We start from the raw sequence: 19,893 nt of genomic DNA, 5'->3' as shown, positions 1-19,893 counted from the left end.
ACTGATCCGCACGTTGCTGGCCCTGGCGACCCTGCTGGTTGCAGTGGTCGCTGGCGTCGCCATCGGTGAAACCTCGATTGAGCCGAACGTGGTCCTGCAGGTGCTGGCCAACAAGCTCTGGGGCGCCGGTTACAGGCTCGACCCCATCGACGAAGGCATTGTCTGGAACTACCGCCTGACCCGCACGCTGGTCGCGGCCGCGTGCGGTGCCGGCCTGGCGACATGCGGAGTGATTCTGCAGTCGCTGCTGCGCAATCCGTTGGCCGATCCGTATCTGCTGGGGATTTCCGCCGGCGCCTCGACCGGCGCGGTGATGGTCGCCCTGCTCGGCGTCGGCGCCGGGGCGATTTCGCTGTCGGCGGGTGCGTTTGCCGGCGCAGTGACGGCGTTCGTGCTGGTGATCCTGTTGGCGCGGGTCAGCGGTTCGGCCAGCGGCACCGGGCAGATCATTCTCGCCGGGATCGCCGGCTCGCAACTGTTCAATGCGCTGACCGCGTTTCTGATCACCCGTTCGGCAAGTTCCGAACAGGCACGCGGCATCATGTTCTGGCTGCTCGGCAATCTTGGTGGCGTGCGCTGGCCGTCGGTGTGGCTGGCGGTGCCGGTGGCCTTGCTGGGCCTGGTGGTGTGTCTGTGGCATCGACGGGCGCTGGATGCATTTACCTTTGGCGCCGACTCCGCAGCGTCCCTTGGCATTGCCGTGCGGCGGGTACAGATTCTGCTGATCGGATGTGCTGCGCTGGTGACGGCGGTGATGGTGTCGATTGTCGGCTCCATCGGGTTTGTCGGCCTGGTCATTCCCCACGCCGTGCGCCTGTTGCTTGGCACCGGGCACGCGCGCCTGCTGCCAGCGAGTGCCTTGGGCGGCGCGGTATTTCTGATTGCCGCCGACGTGTTGTCGCGCACGCTGATCAAGGGTCAGGTGATTCCCGTCGGGGTGATTACTGCGCTGGTCGGTGCGCCGGTATTTGCCTTGATTCTGGTGGGCCGGAGATCCGCGCGATGAGCAGTGTTCTGAGCTGTTCAGGATTGGCGTTCAAGGTGCGCGGCGCGCAGTTGCTCAATGACGTCTGCCTGGAGGTTCAGCGCGGCGAGACTCTGGGCATTGTCGGGCCGAACGGTTCGGGCAAATCCACCCTGCTGAAACTGTTGGCCGGTCTGCGCGAACCGAGCGCCGGTGAAGTACGCCTCGAAGGTCAGCGCCTCGGCAAACTGTCGCGCCGAAGCGTGGCGCAGACACTCGCAGTGGTCGAACAACAGGCCGACACCGATGACGGCATTCGCGTGTTCGACGCCGTGGCACTGGGGCGCACACCCTGGCTGTCAGCGCTGCAACCGTGGTCGGACAGCGACGATGCCATTGTTCGGCAGGCGCTGACCGACGTTGACGCGATGCACCTGCGCACGCGTCTGTGGCGCAGTCTGTCCGGCGGTGAGCGGCAGCGGGTGCATATCGCCCGCGCACTGGCGCAACGTCCGCAGATCCTGTTGCTCGACGAACCGGCCAACCACCTCGATATCCAGCATCAACTGACGATTTTGAATGTGGTGCAGGCGTTGCCGGTGACCACGCTGATCGCTTTGCATGATCTCAATCAGGCATTGAAATGTGATCGTCTGGCGGTGCTGGAGCGCGGGCGACTGGTGGCGTTGGGCGAGCCGCTCAAAGTGCTGACACCGCAGCGGCTGCAAGAGACATTCGGGGTTAAAGCGCATTACCTGACGGACCCGCTCGACGGCGCACAGATTCTCAGATTCCACTCATGACGTTGTGCATGTGCGTTGTTTGCCAGACCGGGTCAGCATCGACATCGATAATCTCGAAACCCTGTCGCTGCCAGAACGCGATGGCGCCCGGTAAAAAAGGATGGGTATGCAGGTAGATCACCTCGACTCCGTCGGCGAGCGCCAGGTCTTTGAGTGACCGGTACAACGCGCCGGCCAGCCCCGAACGACGCTGCGATGGCAGGACGAACAGACGCACGATTTCCACCACTTTAAGGCCCGGATAGGGTAAGTGCGCGAAGCGTCGGTCGTAAGGGAGATAGCCAATCGAGGCAACGATCTGCCCTTCGTGGCGAGCAATCAGAAAGCGCCCTGCCCCATGCAGATAAACCTCGGCAAAACGTGCCAGATCGTCGGGCATGCCCGTCGCGCTGAGCTTGGGGAAAAGCTCGGCGCGGGCTGCCAGAACAAATTTCAGCACCTCAGGAATGTCGGCGTCAGACACTGCCTGAATAATCGGTTGATGACTCATCTAGCGACAAACACCTGAACTGCGGCTGGCCACATTAACAACTCGCTACCGGTCGACGCCATCAGAAATGCCCAATCCGAATGCCATGCACACAACCCTGTGGTGTTTCATGCAACCCGAGCGTTACGCCAGCTCTTTGCGCAGCTGGCGGGCAGCGGCAACCATGTGCACCAGCGCCGCTTCCGTCTCCGGCCAGCCACGGGTTTTTAAACCGCAGTCCGGGTTGACCCACAGGCGCTCGGCCGGAATCCGCTGGGCGGCCTTGCGCAGCAAGCCAGCCATCTCCGAAGCATCCGGAATGCGCGGCGAGTGGATGTCGTAGACGCCCGGGCCGATGTCGTTCGGGTAGGCGAAAGCTTCGAAGGCGTCCAGCAGTTCCATGTCCGAGCGCGAGGTTTCGATGGTGATCACGTCGGCATCCATGGCGGCGATGGACTCGATCACATCGTTGAACTCGCTGTAGCACATGTGCGTGTGGATCTGCGTTTCGTCACGTACACCAGAGGCACACAGACGGAACACTTCGGTCGCCCAGTCCAGATAAGGCTGCCACTGCGCCTGACGCAGCGGCAGACCTTCACGGAACGCTGCCTCGTCGATCTGCACAATCCTGATGCCAGCCGCTTCCAGATCGACCACCTCATCACGGATAGCCAGCGCCAGTTGTCGGGCCTGCACTTCGCGACTGATGTCTTCGCGGGGGAACGACCACATGAGCATGGTCACCGGACCGGTCAGCATGCCTTTCATGACCTTGTCGGTCAGGCCTTGGGCGTAGCGAATCCACTCCACGGTCATGGCTTGCGGACGGCTCAGGTCGCCGAAAATCACCGCCGGTTTTACGCAGCGCGATCCGTAGCTCTGCACCCAGCCGAAACGGGTGAACACATAGCCGTCCAGTTGCTCGGCGAAATACTCGACCATGTCGTTGCGCTCGGCTTCACCGTGCACCAGCACGTCGAGGCCCAGACGCTCCTGAATGTCCACCGCGTGGCGGATTTCGCTGTGCATGGCTTCGGTGTATTGGGCTTGAGTCAGCTTGCCTTGTTTGAACGACTGGCGAGCGAGGCGGATCGACGCGGTCTGCGGGAACGAACCAATCGTCGTGGTCGGGAACAGCGGCAGATCAAGACCGGCGCGCTGCTTGGCGATTCGCGTTGCAAACAGCGATTGCCGCTGGCTGTCGCTGGCGGTGATCGCCGCCACCCGAGCCTGCACCGCAGGTTTGTGAATGCGTGGCGAGGCCGCACGGGCAGCCTGCACCGAACGGCTTTCAGTCAGCGCACGCTGCACGCGCGGCGCTTGCGGCGCGTTAACCGCCCGGGCCAGCACCGCCACCTCTTCACACTTTTGCACGGCGAAGGCCAGCCAGCTTTTCAGTTCGGCATCGAGTTTGTCTTCGCGGCCCAGATCCACGGGACTGTGCAGCAGCGAGCAGGAGGGCGCGACCCACAGGCGATCCCCCAGACGCTCATGGGCATGCTGCAGCGTCGCCAGGGCATTCTCCAGATCGCAACGCCAGACGTTACGGCCATTGACCAAGCCCAGGGACAACACCTTGTAAGCCGGCAGACGATCAATAATGGTCGGGTACTGATCCGGTGCGCGCACCAGGTCAATGTGCAGACCGTCGACAGGCAGGTTGGCTGCCAGACCGAGGTTTTCTTCCAGACCACCGAAGTACGTGGCGAGCAGTTTCTTCAGCGGATCACGCTGGATCTGGTTGTAGGCACGCTCGAAAGCGTTCTTCCATTCCTGCGGCAGGTCGAGCACCAGAATCGGCTCGTCGATCTGCACCCACTCCACGCCGAGCGCAGCGAGACGCGCGAAGATCTGGCCGTACAGCGGCAGCAAACGATCGAGTAATTCCAGCTTGTCGAATTCGGCTCCCTTGGCCTTGCCCAGCCAGAGATACGTCAGCGGACCGATGATCACCGGTTTGACGTTGTGCCCTTGTGCGCGAGCCTCTTCAACTTCCTCGAACAACTGGTCCCAGCCCAACTGGAACTGTTGATCGGCACTGAATTCCGGGACGAGGTAGTGGTAGTTGGTGTCGAACCACTTGGTCATTTCCTGGGCGTGGGCACCGCCGCAACAGCTATTACTGACGCCACGCGCCATCGCAAACAGGGTTTGCAGACTGGCTTTGCCGTCGTGCGGGCGGAAACGCTCCGGGATCACGCCGAACATCAGCGAGTGGGTCAGCACCTGGTCGTACCAGGCAAAATCGCCGACCGGCAGCAGCTCGATGCCGGCGTTTTTCTGCAAGTCCCAATGAGCCTTGCGCAGCTCGCTGCCGACTTTACGCAGGCCCGCCTCGTCCAGTTCTCCTTTCCAGAACGCCTCTTGCGCTTTCTTCAGTTCGCGGTCGCGACCGATGCGCGGAAATCCAAGGGAATGGGCCAGTGCCATAACAAACAACTCCAATGTTCTGTTGATGGCGGCCATTGTCGGCATCGGTGGCGAGTGAGACAAACTCATTTTAATATTGATGAACACGAGTTTCCCTCATGATAAAACTATCGTTGTCGGCAGCAGAAAATGCCCTGGTCAGGGCAGCATATTCAGTTGCAGATCAAGCCATTCATCACGCAGAGACGCCCTTTGGAAACTCAATGGCGCCTGCGTATAAACGCACTCGATTCATTGCTTCAAGGTTTCTCACTTGGTTCTATTGTTAGATCGAAATCGCAGCATTCGCGGCTGACTAAAGGTTGCGAGGGCTGATGTCTGAGCCTATGTTGCACGCGAGTCTTTTCCCCGCGATTGGAACGCGATCAACACCACTAAGAGGTGAAGAAATGTCAAAGGAATCACGCCCTGCCGTACTTGGGCTGATAGGCAACACTCCGCTGGTTCAAGTCACTCGTTTCGATACTGGCCCGTGCACGCTGTTTCTCAAACTCGAATCGCAGAACCCCGGTGGTTCGATCAAGGACCGTATCGGTCTGGCGATGATCGACGCCGCCGAGCGCGATGGTCGCCTGCAACCCGGTGGCACCATCGTTGAAGCAACCGCCGGCAATACCGGGCTGGGCCTGGCACTGGTCGGCCGCGCCAAGGGCTACCGCGTGGTGCTGGTGGTGCCAGACAAGATGTCCACCGAGAAAGTCCTGCACTTGAAAGCCATGGGCGCCGAAGTGCACATCACCCGCTCCGATGTCGGCAAGGGTCATCCCGAGTATTACCAGGACGTCGCCGCACGCTTGGCGAAAGATATTCCCGGCGCATTCTTCGCCGACCAGTTCAACAACCCCGCCAACCCGCTGGCCCATGAGTGCAGCACCGCGCCGGAAATCTGGGCGCAGACCGAGCATGATCTGGACGCCATCGTCGTCGGTGTCGGTTCGGCCGGTACGCTGACCGGCCTGAGCCGTTTTTTCAAACGGGTGCAACCGGATCTGGAAATGGTCCTCGCCGATCCGGTCGGCTCAGTCATGGCGCAATACAGCCGCGACGGCACGCTGCCCAAGCCCGGTGCATGGGCGGTGGAAGGCATTGGCGAGGACTTCATTCCGTCGATCACTGACCTCTCCAGCGTGCGTCACGCCTACTCGATCAGCGATGAAGAAAGCTTCGATCACGCCCGCCAGTTGCTCAAGGCCGAAGGCATTCTCGGCGGCTCGTCGACCGGCACCCTGTTCGCTGCGGCGCTGCGTTATTGCCGTGAACAGACCGAGCCGAAACGTGTGGTGAGTTTTGTCTGCGACACCGGCACGCGCTATCTGTCGAAGGTCTACAACGACCAGTGGATGACCGATCAGGGCCTGTTGCAACGCAAGGGTTATGGCGACCTGCGCGACCTCATCGCCCGCCGTTTCGAGGACGGCCGGGTGATCAGCGTCGGCCCCGGCGACACCCTGCTGACCGCGTTCCAGCGCATGCGTCTGGCGGATGTCTCACAGCTGCCGGTGCTGGTTGAAGGCAAGCAACTGGTCGGCGTGATCGACGAATCGGACATCCTGCTGGCAGTACACGAAGACGCCGCACGCTTCAGTCAATCGGTCTCCAGCGTGATGACCGACAAACTGCAAACCCTCGCGCCCGGCGCCGACCTCGCCGAGCTGGAATCGGTGCTCAGTCGCGGCCTCGTGGCGATCATCGCCGACGCCTCGGGCTTCCATGGCCTGATCACCCGCACCGACATGCTCAATCAATTACGGAGATCCCTCGCATGAGTCAGCACGACGATAAATCCCAAGGCTTCGCGACCCGGGTGATCCACGCCGGGCAAGAGCCGGACCCGACCACCGGCGCACTGATGCCGCCTATCTATGCCAACTCGACTTACCTGCAAGACAGCCCTGGCGTGCACAAGGGCTTCGACTACGGGCGCTCGCACAACCCGACGCGTTTTGCTCTGGAGCGTTGCGTGGCGGATCTGGAGGGCGGCACCCGCGCGTTTGCTTTCGCGTCCGGGCTGGCGACGATTTCCACCGTGCTCGAACTGATCGATGCCGGTTCGCACGTCATCTCCGGCAATGACCTGTACGGCGGCACGTTCCGCCTGTTCGACAAGGTGCGCCAGCGCAGTGCCGGGCATCATTTCAGCTACGTCGAGCTGACTGACCTGGCGGCGTTCGAAGCGGCGCTGCAGGACGACACGCGGATGGTCATGGTCGAGTCACCGACCAACCCGCTGCTGAGCCTCTCGGACCTCGCCGCCATCGCCCGTATCTGCCGCGCACGCGGGATCATCAGCGTGGCCGACAACACCTTCGCCAGCCCGTATATCCAGCGACCGCTGGAGCTGGGTTTCGACATCGTGCTGCACTCGACCACCAAGTACCTGAACGGTCACTCGGACGTGATCGGCGGCATTGCGGTGGTTGGGCAGAATGCCGAACTGGCGGACAAACTCGGCTTCCTGCAGAACGCCGTCGGCGCGATTTCCGGGCCGTTCGACGCGTTCCTGACCCTGCGCGGGGTGAAGACCCTGGCGCTGCGCATGGAACGTCATTGCAGCAATGCCTTGGCGCTGGCGCAATGGCTGGAGCAACAGCCGCAGGTCAAACGCGTCCACTACCCGGGCCTGCCGTCGCACCCGCAGCATGAGTTGGCCAAACGGCAGATGCACGGCTTCGGCGGGATGATTTCCGTGGACTTGAACAGCGATCTGGCCGGTGCCCGGCGCTTCCTCGAGAACGTGAAGATCTTCGCCCTGGCCGAGAGCCTGGGCGGTGTCGAAAGCCTGATCGAGCACCCGGCGATCATGACCCACGCGACCATTCCCGCCGATACCCGCGCCAAACTCGGCATCGGTGATGGGCTGGTGCGTCTGTCGGTGGGCGTGGAGGACCTCGAAGACTTGCGCGCGGACCTGGCGCAGGCGCTGCAATCGATCTGACCTGGCAAGAACGACAAAGCCCGCACGAAGCGGGCTTTGGTGTTCGAGTAGGCGGCCAGTGCTGGTCTCTGGCTTACAAGGTTTATCGGGCTTCCCACAGCCGGGCCCAGGAAAAGGACGGCCTCAACTGCTTCACACGGCATAAGGGCTGGATCTCAGCGCGGAGATCTTTCTAACCGTGTACCTTTCGGAGCGCGCCCCACGCCCCCTTGCTATCCGATTGCGCATCAGTCTGCGTCTTCGCCTACACCTTTGAGGCTAGCAAAAACCATCGAATGATGGATGAGTGTTTTTAGACTGATTTCAGCTTTGCCGGCGGGGTGAAGGAAAAGAAACGCCTAACGCCCGTCGATTCCCCCGCCCTACCGCGACTGTCGCCTCAGCGTTGATGACCTCTACCAGCGCTGAATGCGTACAGGAACGCTGTAAGCGTTATGGATCAACCTGCGCCATCAGCTCCGGCACCGACTCCGGGCGTTTCGCATAACGCTGGGCCAACACCGCACACACCATCAGCTGAATCTGGTGAAACAGCATCAGCGGCAGAATCAGCACACCAATCGTGCTGCCGGCAAACAGCACCTGCGCCATTGGCACACCCGTGGCCAGGCTCTTTTTCGAACCGCAGAAGAGGATGGTAATGCGATCCTCCTGACTGAAACCGAAGGCCTTGCCCAGCAGCGTCGAAGCCACGAGCACCAGCGCCAGCAGAATGCAGCAGACCACCACCAGCCCCAGCAGATCGACGACCGGAATCTGATGCCAGATGCCTTCGTTGACCGCCTCGCTGAACGCGCCGTAAACCACCAGCAGAATCGAACCCTGGTCGACGAATTTCAGCCAGTGCTTGTTGCGCCCGACCCATGCACCGATCCAGCGCCGGGCGATCTGCCCGGCAATGAATGGCAGGAGCAATTGCACACTGATTTTCAGGATCGCATCGATTGTCGAACCGCCGTCACCGTGAACGTCGAGCAGCAGCGTCACCAGCAACGGCGTGAGGAAAATCCCGAACAGGCTCGACGCCGCCGCACTGCAGATCGCTGCCGGAATATTGCCCCGCGCCAGCGACGTGAAGGCAATCGCCGATTGCACCGTGGCCGGCAACGCGCAGAGGTAGAGCATGCCCATGTACAGCTTGTCGCCGATCAGCGGCGAGAGCAGCGGCTTGAGCACCAGACCAAGTATCGGGAACAGCACAAAGGTCAGGCCAAACACCAGCAGGTGCAAGCGCCAGTGACCGGCGCCGGCAATGATCGACTCGCGCGACAGCTTGGCGCCATGCAGGAAGAACAGCAGCGCAATGGCGATGTTGGTCAACCAGCCGAAGCCGACCGCGACCTGACCGCTGGCCGGCAGGAAACTGGCGAGCAGCACGACGCCGATCAGGGTCAGGGTAAAGTTGTCGGGCAGGAATCTTGGGCGGGTCATGGTGTGCTCATCCAGGGGGTTGCCAGTACGTGATTGCGACTCTAACGTGATCGGAAATTACCGACTAACGCCGAAGAACCCTCAGATGCCGCCAAAAGGACACGACAAAAGCGTCAGACGCAGCATTCCCGGGCTGCCCAGCCTGCCGCGCCCGCTCTATGGGCGTACCGAATCGCTGCCCAATCGTGCGCTGACCCGCCGCCACAGCCACCCGTGGGTGCAGTTGTCCTACGCGATTGCGGGCGTGCTCGAAGTGCAGACCGCCGCCGGACGTTTCGTTGCGCCGCCGGAGCGCGCAGTCTGGATTCCGGCGGGCATGCCGCATCGGGTGTTCAGTTCGCCACATACTGAAATGCGCAGCCTCTACATTGACTGCAGTGTCGCCGGTCGCACCGCCGAGCGCTGTCATGTGTTGGCCGTCAGTGATCTGCTCAGGGAGTTGATCCGCGCGTTCAGCGGGGTGCCGGTCGAATACGACGAGCGCGGCGCGCACGGGCGGCTGGCCCAGGTCATCCTTGATCAATTGGCCGAAGCCCCGGCCATCGACCTGATGCTGCCGCTGCCCCAGGACGCCCGTTTGCGGCAGATTTACCAGAGCCTGGAGCAACACCCGGAACAGCAAACCACCCTGAGTCAGTGGAGCGAAAAATTCGCGGTGACCGAAAAGACCCTCAGTCGGTTATTCCTGCGCGATACCGGCCTGACGTTTCGCCACTGGCGCCAGCGCTTGCGCCTGCTCGGAGCGCTGACACCGCTGGAGCGTGGGGAACGCGTGACTGACGTAGCGTTGGCGTGCGGTTATGACTCGACGTCAGCGTTCATTTCGGCATTCCGGCAACAGTTTGGTGAGACGCCGGGAGAATTTTTCCGCTGAATTACCCGATAATTATCGAGTTTGAGCAAGCCTTTGCGCAAAGTTCAGGGTAGAGTTACACCCATCTGAAATCTTTCGCACGTTCCACAATAAAAACCTTTTGAGAACCTGACGGCGGTAATCACATGATCGAAGTCACTGAAGTTTCCATTGCCCGACTGCGTGCAGCCCTGGCATCCGGCCAGACCACTTCGGTCGAGCTGGTGCAGGCGTATCTGGCGCGAATCGATGCCTACGACGGTGCTGACACTGCCACCGCGCTCAACGCCGTGGTGGTCCGCAACCCCGAAGCGCTGAACGAAGCGCACGCTGCCGACGAGCGTCGCGCCAAGGGCCAAACCCTCGGCCCGCTCGACGGGATTCCTTACACCGCCAAAGACAGCTATCTGGTCAAAGGCCTGACGGCAGCGTCCGGTAGTCCGGCATTTGTCGATCTTGTCGCGCACCGTGACGCGTTTACCATCGAACGCTTGCGCGCCGCCGGGGCGATCTGCCTGGGCAAGACCAACATGCCGCCGATGGCCAATGGCGGCATGCAGCGTGGCGTTTATGGTCGCGCCGAAAGTCCCTACAACGCCGACTACCTGACGGCGCCATTCGCCTCCGGTTCCTCCAACGGCGCCGGCACCGCCACGGCAGCCAGTTTTGCCGCATTCGGCCTGGCAGAAGAAACCTGGTCGAGCGGTCGCGGCCCGGCGTCGAACAACGGCTTGTGCGCCTATACGCCGTCGCGCGGGGTGATCTCGGTGCGCGGCAACTGGCCACTGACCCCGACCATGGACGTGGTCGTGCCCTACGCTCGGACCATGGCTGACTTGCTCGAAGTGCTCGACGTGGTGGTCGCCGAAGACAGCGACACCCGTGGCGACTTGTGGCGCCTGCAACCGTGGGTACCGATCCCGAGCGTGATGTCGGTGCGCCCGGCTTCCTACGCCGAATTGGCGGTGAACGCCGATGCACTGGCCGGCAAGCGCCTGGGCGTGCCGAAGATGTACATCAACGCTGACCCTGAAGCCGGCACCAGCGCAGAACCGGGCATAGGCGGCCCGACCGGGCAACGCATCAACACCCGCGAATCGATGATCGACTTGTGGAAACAGGCGCGCGCAGCGCTGGAAGCGGCCGGCGCTGAAGTCATCGAAGTGGATTTCCCGCTGGTCTCCAACTGCGAAGGCGACCGCCCCGGTGCGCCGACCGTGTTCAATCGCGGCATCGTTTCCAAGGAGTTCCTGCACCACGAACTGTGGGACCTGTCGGCCTGGGCGTTCGATGATTTTCTGCGGGCCAACGGTGATCCGAAGCTCAATCGTCTGGCCGATGTGGACGGGCCGAAAATCTTCCCTCACGATCCCGGCACCCTGCCCAACCGCGAGGGCGATCTGGCCGCAGGCATGGATGAATACGTGCGCATGGCCGAGCGCGGCATTACGCCGTGGGACCAGATCCCGACGCTGCCGGACGGCCTGCGTGGCCTGGAAAAAACCCGCAAGCTTGACCTGGAAGACTGGATGGATGAACTCAAGCTGGACGCGGTGTTGTTCCCGACCGTCGCCGATGTCGGCCCGGCCGATGCCGATGTTAATCCGCAATCGGCAGACATCGCCTGGAGCAACGGCGTCTGGGTTGCCAACGGTAATCTCGCGATCCGTCACCTTGGCGTACCGACGGTCACGGTGCCGATGGGCGTGATGGCCGATATCGGCATGCCGGCCGGGCTGACGTTCGCCGGCCGTGCCTACGACGATTCGACGCTGCTGCGTCTGGCGTCGGCATTCGAGTCGACCGGCTCCAGACGTCAGGTGCCACCGCGCACGCCGCCGCTGTCCTGAAGTCAACACGGCGCCGGGACTGAACAGCCCCGGCGCCGTTGACGTTTAGCGAGCGCTTCGATTCATCGCCACATTGGCGAAGCCGGGCAATCACGCCGGCATTGATCGTCGCCACGCTGAAAATCGCGCTACCGGGAATCCACGTGGCGACCCGACACTTCGTTATTAACGAACTGTTGCCGCGAAATAAACGATTTTTCTTTGCCACAAACTCGTCGCTAGCATGGCCTTGTCTGACTCTAAAACCAACAAGACGGGGAGCGAGACATGCCCGCCACGAACATCGATAACATCAGTATCGGCGAACCCTGGATGTGGGGCGCCTTCATCGCATTCGTTCTTGCCATGCTGGCACTGGACCTGTTTGTCTTCGGCGGGCGCAAGGCACATCGGGTGTCAGTGCGCGAAGCGTTGTCATGGGTCATTGCCTGGTGCCTGCTGGCCCTGAGCTTCGCGGCTCTGCTCTGGTGGTATTTGCACGGTGAGTTCGGCGCGGACATCGCCCGGCAGAAATCCCTCGAATTTCTCACCGGTTATCTGATCGAGCAATCTTTGTCGGTCGACAATATGTTCATCTTCGTCATGATCTTCAGCTACTTCGCGGTGCCGCCGGAATTGCAGCGGCGGGTGCTGCTGTACGGCGTGCTCGGGGCCATCGTGATGCGCGCGATCATGATCTTTGCCGGCGTGTGGCTAGTGACGAAGTTCGAATGGCTGCTGTATGCCTTCGGCGTGTTCCTGATCATCACCGGGATCAAGATGCTGATATTCGCCGACCAGCAACCTGACCTCGAAAAGAATCCATTGCTGCGCTGGGTGCGCGGGCATATGCGCATCACCAGCAGTTTTCATGGCGAGCGTTTTTTCATCCTGCAGAACGGCGTGCGCTGGGCGACGCCGATGTTTCTGGTGCTGGTGCTGATCGAGGCCAGTGACTTGATGTTCGCGGTCGACAGCATCCCGGCGATCTTCGCCGTCACCACCGATCCGTTCATTGTCTTCACCTCGAACATCTTCGCGATCATGGGCCTGCGGGCGCTGTACTTCCTGCTGGCGGACATGGCCGACCGCTTTCATTTGCTCAAATACGGGTTGGCGATTGTGCTGGTGTTCATTGGCGGGAAAATGGTGTTGATGCCCTGGTTGCACATGCCGGTGGAGTGGTCGCTGCTGGTGGTGGGCGGGGTGATTTCTGGCTCAGTCCTGCTCAGCCTGATCACGACCCGAGATGCCGGACACCGAACTGAATGAAACCCCAAAAAAACTGTGGGAGCGAGCCTGCTCGCGAAGACGTCGGGCCAGTCAACACCGAAGTTGAATGACACGCCGCCTTCGCGAGCAGGCTCGCTCCCACATCGGGTTTGCGTTGGCTGTTATTTATCGGACTTGATGTTGGTCCAGAAGCGAGTACGCACGCGCTCGATTTTCTGGCTCTGTCCTGCTCAGCCTGATCATGACCCGAGATGCCGGACACCGAACTGAATGAAACCCCAAAAAAACTGTGGGAGCGGGCTTGCTCGCGAAGACGTCGGGCCAGTCAACACCGAAGTTGAATGACACACCGCCTTCGCGAGCAGGCTCGCTCCCACATCGGGTTTGCGTTGGCTGTTATTTATCGGACTTGATGTTGGTCCAGACGCGAGTACGCACGCGCTCGATTTTCTGCGGCAACGGCTGGACGACGTAGAGATTTTTCAGGGCTTGCGGCGTCGGTGTCAGGTTCGGGTTGCCGGTGATTTCCTTGTTGATCAGTGGCATGGAATCCTTGTTCGCATTCGGGTAGCCGAGGAAATCGCTGATTGGCGCGATCACTTTCGGGTCGAGCAGGTTGTTGAGGAACTCATGCGCTTCCTCGACGTTCTTCGCGCTCTTCGGAATGGCGAAAGTGTCGAACCAGATCGGCGCGCCTTCCTTCGGCAAGCGCCAGTCGACCACCACACCATTGTTCGCCTCTTTGGCACGGTTACCGAACTGATAGAAACTGCCCGAATAACCGATTGCCACGCAAATATCACCGTTGGCGATGTCGGTCATGTATTTGGCCGAATTGAAATAGGTCACGTAAGGGCGAACCTTGAGCATCAGCGCCTTGGCCTTTTCATAGTCGGCGGGGTTTTGGCTGTTGGGATCGAGGCCGAGGTAATGCAGGGCCAGCGGCAGGATTTCGGTCGGCGAATCTAGCATCGCGACACCGCAGGATTTGAGCTTTTCCATGTTCTCTGGCTTGAACACCAGATCCCAGCTGTCCACCGGCGCGTTGTCACCTAATGCTGCCTTGACCTTGGCCGGGTTGAAACCAATCAGTACGGTGCCGACCATGTAGGGCACGCCGTACTGATTGCCCGGGTCGTTCTTGCCCAGCAGTTTCAAGAGCTCCGGGTCCTGATGGCTCCAGTTCGGCAGTTTCGATTTATCGAGTTTCTGAAACACGCCCGCCTTGATCTGCGTTTCGAGAAACTGGTTCGACGGCACGACGAGGTCGTAACCGGAGTTGCCGGTGAGCAGTTTGGCTTCCAGGGATTCGTTGGTGTCGAACGTGTCCCAAGTCACTTTGACGCCACTTTTCGCAGCGAAATCCTTGGGCACGGACGGCAGCATGTAATCCGCCCAGTTGTACACGCGCAGTTCGCGCTGCTCGGCCTGAACGGCGCTGGCCAGCAGCGTCAGCCCGCACACGGCGGCACCCAGAATGCGTTTCATCGTGACCATGGTTGTTTCCCCAAAATGCGGCGTGAGTTCGATGGTTTTTATGTTCTGTACACGGCAGCGGCTTGAAAGGCAGCCAAGGGCAAAAATAGTTCGGCGCTTGATTATGGTTTTGATTCTTGCTGACAGCGTAGCTGGATCACAGTGGGTGATGGGCCAAAAGGGGATCGATGTGGCCAATATGAATGACCGCGCGAATGCGTAAACAACAATGCCCGGCACTTGGCCGGGCATTGTTGTTTACGCTGATTACGTCAGTCGGTGTAACCCAGCTTCGCCGCCCTGCTCTGTTGAGGCTGGCCGCGTGTCGACAGGCAGTAATACAGCGGAACGGTGACCACCAGGCCGACCAGCCAGGAAAGATCCGCTCCGTCGACCAGGTTGGCATAAGGCCCGACATACAGCGAAGTATTGGCGAACGGCAGTTGCACGATGATGCCGATGAGGTAGGCAATGATCGCGTGCAGATTGAAGCGTCCGTAGATCCCGCCGTCTGCGCGGAAGATCGACGTGATGTCGTAGTGGCCGCGCTTGATCAGGTAGAAGTCGATCAGGTTGATCGACGCCCAGGGCACCAGCACCAGCAGCAACGCCAGGATCAGACCGATGAACTCGGAAATGAAATCCGCCGAGGCACCGAGCGCCACCACACAACAGCCCGCCAGCACCACGCTGGATAACACCACGCGCACCTTGATGCTCGGCGTCCATTGGCTGGCGAAGGTCTGGATCGAGGTGATGATCGACAGCACCGCGCCGTACAGGTTGAGGGCGTTGTGGCTGATGATATTGAGCAGGAACAAGACCATCAGAATCGGCCCGAGCCAACCGGTGGACTGCTTGACCGCGACCATCGCGTCAGTGCCTTGCGGGGTTGCCAGCACCGCAACGGCGCCAAAGGTGAACGACAGAATCGTCCCCAGCGTTGCGCCCAGATAGGTGGCCCAAAACGGCTTGGCGATGCCGATGTCTGCTGGCAGGTAGCGCGAATAATCGGACACGTAAGGCGAGAAACTGATCTGCCAGATGATCCCCAGCGACACCGTCGCCAGCCAGCCGGACAGGTTGAAGCCGCCGCGAGTGAAAAAGTCCGCCGGCAAGTCATGGGCAAAGATATAGATGAAGCCGGCGAGCAGCGCGCTGCCCATCACCCAGGTGCCGATGCGGTTGAGCGTGTGAATGAAGTTGTAGCCGATCACGCCAATCGCCGTGGCCGCCAGCGCACCAATCAGGATGCTCAGCGGCGCCGGCACCGCAGGCGCAATACCGACGATGGATTTGCCGGCGAGCACGATGTTGGAAATGAAGAAGCCGATGTAGATGATCGCCGCAAAGAACACGATCAACAGCGCACCGTAGCGTCCGAACTGGCCGCGACTCTGGACCATTTGCGGAATGCCCATGCGCGGCCCCTGGGCCGAGGCCAGCGCGATCACCACGCCGCCGATCATGTGCCCCAGCACAATCGCCAGCAGCCCCCAAAGCAAATCGAGATGGAACACCTGAACCACCATCGCGCCGGTGACGATGGGCAGTGGCGCGATGTTGGTGCTGAACCAAAGGGTGAACAGGTCGCGGGCCTTCCCGTGGCGTTCCGCGATTGGGACGTAGTCGACCGTATGATTCTCGATCAACGGCTCTTGCCGGGACATCTGGGACATATGCATGAACTCGAGTTTGTCTGTTCTTATCGTTGTATGAAGCCAAACCGGGGGGACTCTTTGGCCGCCCCTCAGATGCCGACCATATTATGGTATTCCAAACAATTCACAAGACTGATCCGTAGTTTTCAGCGCAATCTGATCCGCCATCCTCGCTGAAACCGAGGCCTGCAGACCAGCCGAAAGCCCCGTAAATGCTGAGTTTCCGACGAACGCGACACGTTTATCGGTTCAGCTCAAAAGCCCTTGCAAAGATCGAATACTGGTATACCATCAGACCAACAAACACATAAAAACAGCGTCAAAACACCTGAGGACCGAGCAATGATCGATGCCGCCATCTACAAACAAGTCATGGGCTCGTTCCCGTCCGGCGTAACCGTTATCACCACTCTGGACGATGACGGTCAGATCGTCGGTCTGACGGCCAGTGCGTTCAGCTCGCTGTCGATGGACCCGGCGCTGGTGCTGTTCTGCCCCAACTACAGCTCCGATTCCTACCCGGTGCTGATCAAGAACAAGCGTTTTGCGATCCACGTTCTGTCCGGCGGCCAGCAAAGCGAAGCCTACGCCTTCGCCCGCAAAGGCAAGGACAAGGCCCAAGGCATCGAGTGGACACTGAGCGAGCTGGGCAACCCGATCCTGGCCAATGCGACGGCTATTATCGAGTGTGAGTTGTGGCGCGAATACGAAGGCGGCGATCACGCCATCATGGTCGGCGCGGTGAAGAACCTGATCGTTCCCGAACAGATCGCCGGGCCGCTGGTGTACTGCCACGGCAAGATGGGCGCCCTGCCCGTTCTGGCCTGATCGTCAGCCCTACACAAATCAACTACAGGAGCGAGCCTGCTCGCGATAGCGGTGTATCAGATTTCGATTTCTTTCTGACACACCGCTCGCTCCGACAGGTTTTGTAGCCTCAACAATAAAAGATCCGAGGAAGCGTCATGAAATTTTCCCTGTTCATCCACATGGAACGCTGGGACGAAAGCGTCAGCCACCGCCAACTGTTCGAAGACCTGACCGAACTGACCCTGATGGCCGAAGCCGGCGGTTTCAGCACCGTGTGGATTGGCGAACACCACGCCATGGAATACACCATCTCGCCGAGCCCGATGCCGCTGCTGGCCTACCTCGCGGCGAAAACCACAACCATCCACCTCGGCGCCGGCACCATCATTGCGCCGTTCTGGCACCCGCTGCGGGTGGCCGGTGAATGCGCGTTGCTCGACGTCATCAGTAACGGGCGCATGGAAGTCGGTCTGGCACGCGGCGCCTACCAGGTCGAATTCGACCGCATGGCCGGCGGCATGCCCGCCTCCAGCGGCGGTCAGGCCCTGCGCGAAATGGTTCCGGTGGTCCGCGCTCTGTGGCAAGGCGACTACGCCCACGACGGCGACATCTGGAAATTCCCCACCTCCACCAGCGTGCCGAAACCGATTCAGAAACCCAACCCACCGATGTGGATCGCCGCCCGCGACCCGGATTCGCACAACTTCGCCGTGGCAAACGGCTGCAACGTGATGGTCACGCCACTGATGAAGGGCGACGAAGAGGTCGTCGACCTGAAGAACAAATTCCAGACCGCACTCGACAACAACCCTGACGTCCCGCGTCCGCAACTGATGGTGCTGCGCCACACCCACGTGCACACCGCTGACGATCCGGACGGCTGGAAAGTCGGCGCGAAAGCGATCTCACGTTTCTACCGCACCTTCGATGCCTGGTTCGGCAACAAGCAAACCCCGGTCAATGGCTTCCTCGCCCCGAGCCCGGAAGAGAAATTCGCCGGCCGCCCGGAGTTTGAGCTGGAGAGCCTGCACAAGACTGCAATGATCGGTACGCCGGAAGAGATCATTCCGCGCATCAAGTACTACCAGGAACTGGGGGTCGATGAGTTCAGCTTCTGGTGCGACAACAGTCTGCCGCATGCGGAGAAGAAGAAGTCGTTGGAGCTGTTTATCAAGCATGTGGTGCCGGCGTTTCGGTAAACGTTTTACCGTTCAAACCCGGTGAGTGAAAACGCCCCGACATTGTTCGGGGCACTTACTTTTGAGTGAGTTCTTCACCCCCGGGAATTTCCGCGTCTCAGGGAGTGTTGCTGTCTGCGCAACGCATCGGTGATCAGATCAACGCGGAATAATGATTGGAACGAAAACAGGCGAAGGTGGCGCAGGCGGGTTCATCATGCCTTCGCTTTTCACCACGGCAACGCCCTTGCCTTTGATGGTTTCGAACAGCCGCTCAGTGGCGGCAGTATCGATATACCCGCCTTCATCGATACAGGCACTCAACGCACTCTGCCGACGCTCTTCCGTCAACTGAAGCTGGTTTGTACGCAGAAATGAAGCCAGAGAAATCTTTCTCAGCGTCGCAAAATCAACGTGCATGATCTCCTCATATTTGAGCGCCTTGGCATCCCATCCCTGCACATAAAGCCCTTTGGCAGTGAGTGCGTAGGTGCAGAAGTAATAACTGCCGGTGTTCGACCCAGGCGTGGAGACAATCAATGAGCAGCGCCCGTGCTGAAGAATCGGATCACTCAGCGATGGGTCGTCTTTTACGATTTGTGCGGGGAACTGTGTACGGTCGTAGTAAATCGTCGCTTTGTCGTACGGCGTGGTGTTACAGCCTGACAGCAGTGCCATCAGCCCCATGAGAATCGTGGATGCCAGATAACGCATCAAGTCGTCCTTTTTCAAACCAGCTTAACCGCGAATACGACGCTCAGTGAACTCGTAGTCTTCCTGGCAATCGCCCGACGGGTCCTTCGCCACATTGACGTAATGCACCGTGTCGGCATTGATCAACGTGTAGGTGTAGATATCGGGCAGAGGAACGCCGGCGGTTCGCAACTCGTTCTTGCCATTGGCCGCCTTCCAGGTGCCGTGTTCGGACTGGATCGCCTGGGTCTGCTGGGCATCCCGGAAGAAGGTGATGGTGAAGGTGCCGTCAGGTTTGAAGTTGTTTTTCCAGGAGAGGAACTGGCATTTGCCGTTTTCGGCCCGTACACCTTTCCACGCACCGATCAAGGCTGGATCGTTGCTCGGTTTGTTGACGGCGCAGCCACCCAGCGTTGCCGCCAGGACGATAAGGGCCAGGGAGAGATTCCGTTTCACGTGGTATGTCCTTTCTTCAACTGAATTCAGTGCGGCGCGTTGCAGGATCAACCCGCGACAGGGATGCGCTGCTGCGGTTGGGTAACGTCGTAGACATGCTGCTCGCAAAGCTCACCGTTGAACTGGAACTCCACCTGATACACCTTGCCCCGCTGGGGAGTGAACGTGGTCTTCAGTGGCCCACAGGTATAAATCCCCGCAGTCACCCGGCTGTTCGAATACCCCGAAACCTCGAACGGCTTATCGGCGTCGGCTTGTGCTTCGAGTTGCGGAAAGCGTTTGACCGTGGCGCTGTTGGCCACTTCATTGAGGTTGGCGATCCAGCCGAAGACCTTGCCGCGACCTGAATCCACCACGGTGCCAAGCACCTCCATGCGCTGGTCGGGATCATCGGCGCGGCGAATGGAGAACTCCACCGGATAGGTGCCGCCAGAAGACTTCATGATGACCTTGGCGTGCTGGGCGTCCACCACCACTTTGTCTTGATGCAGCTGGATGCCGTCTTTCAGCAGGCTGGGAGAAGAGTTACGCACATTGGAATGGCAACCTGACAGCGCAAGCAGCAGGGTCAGCGTCACGAGCACACGTTTTTTCACGTAGAAATCTCTATTGAGCACAACAGGACTGGGAATGATCTCAAAACAACGCCGCGATATTAGATAGCCATCA

17 protein-coding genes are annotated in these 19,893 nt (G+C 60.2%); 9 read left to right on the top strand and 8 right to left on the bottom strand.

All coding sequences use genetic code 11. The features are described from left to right. Window position 1 precedes the first annotated feature (1 nt). Both AACY19_RS10840 and AACY19_RS10835 read left to right on the top strand, forming a co-directional pair. Entirely contained in the window at window positions 2-1,006 is a 1,005-nt protein-coding gene (locus AACY19_RS10840; RefSeq protein WP_339450388.1) for a FecCD family ABC transporter permease, read from the top strand. Further along, a complete protein-coding gene (locus AACY19_RS10835; RefSeq protein WP_339450235.1) occupies window positions 1,003-1,767 on the top strand; it encodes an ABC transporter ATP-binding protein in 765 nt (254 codons plus the stop codon). Before AACY19_RS10840 ends, AACY19_RS10835 begins: the two co-directional genes overlap by 4 nt. Here AACY19_RS10835 and AACY19_RS10830 read toward each other — a convergent pair. Both AACY19_RS10830 and metE read right to left on the bottom strand, forming a co-directional pair. Beyond that, window positions 1,751-2,257: a GNAT family N-acetyltransferase gene (locus tag AACY19_RS10830; RefSeq protein WP_339450234.1), complete on the bottom strand. Its 507-nt coding sequence runs from the start codon at window positions 2,255-2,257 to the stop codon at window positions 1,751-1,753. The genes AACY19_RS10835 and AACY19_RS10830 overlap by 17 nt on opposite strands. 123 nt (window positions 2,258-2,380) lie before the next feature. Further along, window positions 2,381-4,669, bottom strand: coding sequence for a 5-methyltetrahydropteroyltriglutamate--homocysteine S-methyltransferase (gene metE, locus AACY19_RS10825; protein WP_339450233.1), 2,289 nt, complete (start codon window positions 4,667-4,669; stop codon window positions 2,381-2,383). A 389-nt stretch (window positions 4,670-5,058) separates the two neighbouring features. Here metE and AACY19_RS10820 point away from each other — a divergent pair, with 389 nt between their 5' ends. Then, entirely contained in the window at window positions 5,059-6,435 is a 1,377-nt protein-coding gene (locus AACY19_RS10820; RefSeq protein ID WP_339450232.1) for a cystathionine beta-synthase, read from the top strand. Continuing rightward, a complete protein-coding gene (locus AACY19_RS10815) occupies window positions 6,432-7,604 on the top strand; it encodes a cystathionine gamma-synthase (protein ID WP_339450231.1) in 1,173 nt (390 codons plus the stop codon). The genes AACY19_RS10820 and AACY19_RS10815 overlap by 4 nt, the downstream gene beginning before the upstream one ends. 432 nt (window positions 7,605-8,036) lie before the next feature. On the opposite strand, the gene AACY19_RS10810 is transcribed toward AACY19_RS10815, so the two are convergent. Next, window positions 8,037-9,035: a bile acid:sodium symporter family protein gene (locus AACY19_RS10810; protein WP_339450230.1), complete on the bottom strand. Its 999-nt coding sequence runs from the start codon at window positions 9,033-9,035 to the stop codon at window positions 8,037-8,039. Between the two features lie 85 nt (window positions 9,036-9,120). Here AACY19_RS10810 and AACY19_RS10805 point away from each other — a divergent pair, with 85 nt between their 5' ends. From AACY19_RS10805 to AACY19_RS10795, 3 genes are all read left to right on the top strand, one after another. Then, entirely contained in the window at window positions 9,121-9,909 is a 789-nt protein-coding gene (locus AACY19_RS10805; RefSeq protein WP_339450229.1) for an AraC family transcriptional regulator, read from the top strand. Between the two features lie 125 nt (window positions 9,910-10,034). Then, window positions 10,035-11,738, top strand: coding sequence for an amidase (locus AACY19_RS10800; RefSeq protein ID WP_339450228.1), 1,704 nt, complete (start codon window positions 10,035-10,037; stop codon window positions 11,736-11,738). 267 nt (window positions 11,739-12,005) lie between these two features. Next, on the top strand, window positions 12,006-12,989 hold the full coding sequence (locus AACY19_RS10795; RefSeq protein WP_339450227.1) for a TerC family protein: 984 nt from the start codon (window positions 12,006-12,008) through the stop codon (window positions 12,987-12,989). Window positions 12,990-13,346: 357 nt separating this feature from the next. Here the strand turns inward: AACY19_RS10795 and AACY19_RS10785 are convergent, their stop codons facing one another. Then, window positions 13,347-14,447 (bottom strand): polyamine ABC transporter substrate-binding protein, encoded by a 1,101-nt coding sequence (locus tag AACY19_RS10785; RefSeq protein ID WP_339450226.1) that lies wholly within the window; start codon window positions 14,445-14,447, stop codon window positions 13,347-13,349. Window positions 14,448-14,698: 251 nt separating this feature from the next. Further along, window positions 14,699-16,105, bottom strand: coding sequence for a purine-cytosine permease family protein (locus AACY19_RS10780; RefSeq protein ID WP_339450225.1), 1,407 nt, complete (start codon window positions 16,103-16,105; stop codon window positions 14,699-14,701). A gap of 324 nt (window positions 16,106-16,429) precedes the next feature. Here AACY19_RS10780 and AACY19_RS10775 point away from each other — a divergent pair, with 324 nt between their 5' ends. Together AACY19_RS10775 and AACY19_RS10770 are read left to right on the top strand one after the other, a co-directional pair. Continuing rightward, entirely contained in the window at window positions 16,430-16,915 is a 486-nt protein-coding gene (locus tag AACY19_RS10775; protein WP_016987069.1) for a flavin reductase family protein, read from the top strand. 137 nt (window positions 16,916-17,052) lie between these two features. Then, on the top strand, window positions 17,053-18,096 hold the full coding sequence (locus AACY19_RS10770) for an LLM class flavin-dependent oxidoreductase (RefSeq protein WP_208937775.1): 1,044 nt from the start codon (window positions 17,053-17,055) through the stop codon (window positions 18,094-18,096). Between the two features lie 138 nt (window positions 18,097-18,234). On the opposite strand, the gene AACY19_RS10765 is transcribed toward AACY19_RS10770, so the two are convergent. Genes AACY19_RS10765 through AACY19_RS10755 form a run of 3 tightly spaced genes read right to left on the bottom strand, consistent with a single transcriptional unit; the run spans window position 18,235 to window position 19,820 of the window. Next, on the bottom strand, window positions 18,235-18,789 hold the full coding sequence (locus AACY19_RS10765) for a hypothetical protein (protein ID WP_127652470.1): 555 nt from the start codon (window positions 18,787-18,789) through the stop codon (window positions 18,235-18,237). 24 nt (window positions 18,790-18,813) lie between these two features. Beyond that, on the bottom strand, window positions 18,814-19,224 hold the full coding sequence (locus tag AACY19_RS10760) for a hypothetical protein (RefSeq protein WP_339450224.1): 411 nt from the start codon (window positions 19,222-19,224) through the stop codon (window positions 18,814-18,816). 47 nt (window positions 19,225-19,271) lie between these two features. Beyond that, complete coding sequence (locus tag AACY19_RS10755) at window positions 19,272-19,820, bottom strand: hypothetical protein (protein ID WP_127652472.1); 549 nt, start codon at window positions 19,818-19,820, stop codon at window positions 19,272-19,274. Between the last annotated feature and the right edge of the window lie 73 nt (window positions 19,821-19,893).

Source organism: Pseudomonas sp. EA_5y_Pfl2_R50, assembly GCF_963970475.1.
GTDB lineage: Bacteria > Pseudomonadota > Gammaproteobacteria > Pseudomonadales > Pseudomonadaceae > Aquipseudomonas.
The sequence above is the reverse complement of the archived record's forward strand: the minus strand, read 5'-3'. Positions and strand labels throughout refer to the sequence as shown.

Coding starts and splice junctions, on each gene's coding strand:
- AACY19_RS10810 (WP_339450230.1), bottom strand. CDS start 9,035: ATGACCCGCCCAAGATTCCTGCCCGACAACTTTACCCTGACCCTGATC.
- AACY19_RS10795 (WP_339450227.1), top strand. CDS start 12,006: ATGCCCGCCACGAACATCGATAACATCAGTATCGGCGAACCCTGGATG.
- AACY19_RS10765 (WP_127652470.1), bottom strand. CDS start 18,789: ATGCGTTATCTGGCATCCACGATTCTCATGGGGCTGATGGCACTGCTG.
- AACY19_RS10775 (WP_016987069.1), top strand. CDS start 16,430: ATGATCGATGCCGCCATCTACAAACAAGTCATGGGCTCGTTCCCGTCC.
- metE (WP_339450233.1), bottom strand. CDS start 4,669: ATGGCACTGGCCCATTCCCTTGGATTTCCGCGCATCGGTCGCGACCGC.
- AACY19_RS10785 (WP_339450226.1), bottom strand. CDS start 14,447: ATGGTCACGATGAAACGCATTCTGGGTGCCGCCGTGTGCGGGCTGACG.
- AACY19_RS10770 (WP_208937775.1), top strand. CDS start 17,053: ATGAAATTTTCCCTGTTCATCCACATGGAACGCTGGGACGAAAGCGTC.
- AACY19_RS10815 (WP_339450231.1), top strand. CDS start 6,432: ATGAGTCAGCACGACGATAAATCCCAAGGCTTCGCGACCCGGGTGATC.
- AACY19_RS10805 (WP_339450229.1), top strand. CDS start 9,121: ATGCCGCCAAAAGGACACGACAAAAGCGTCAGACGCAGCATTCCCGGG.
- AACY19_RS10820 (WP_339450232.1), top strand. CDS start 5,059: ATGTCAAAGGAATCACGCCCTGCCGTACTTGGGCTGATAGGCAACACT.
- AACY19_RS10780 (WP_339450225.1), bottom strand. CDS start 16,105: ATGTCCCAGATGTCCCGGCAAGAGCCGTTGATCGAGAATCATACGGTC.
- AACY19_RS10830 (WP_339450234.1), bottom strand. CDS start 2,257: ATGAGTCATCAACCGATTATTCAGGCAGTGTCTGACGCCGACATTCCT.
- AACY19_RS10835 (WP_339450235.1), top strand. CDS start 1,003: ATGAGCAGTGTTCTGAGCTGTTCAGGATTGGCGTTCAAGGTGCGCGGC.
- AACY19_RS10800 (WP_339450228.1), top strand. CDS start 10,035: ATGATCGAAGTCACTGAAGTTTCCATTGCCCGACTGCGTGCAGCCCTG.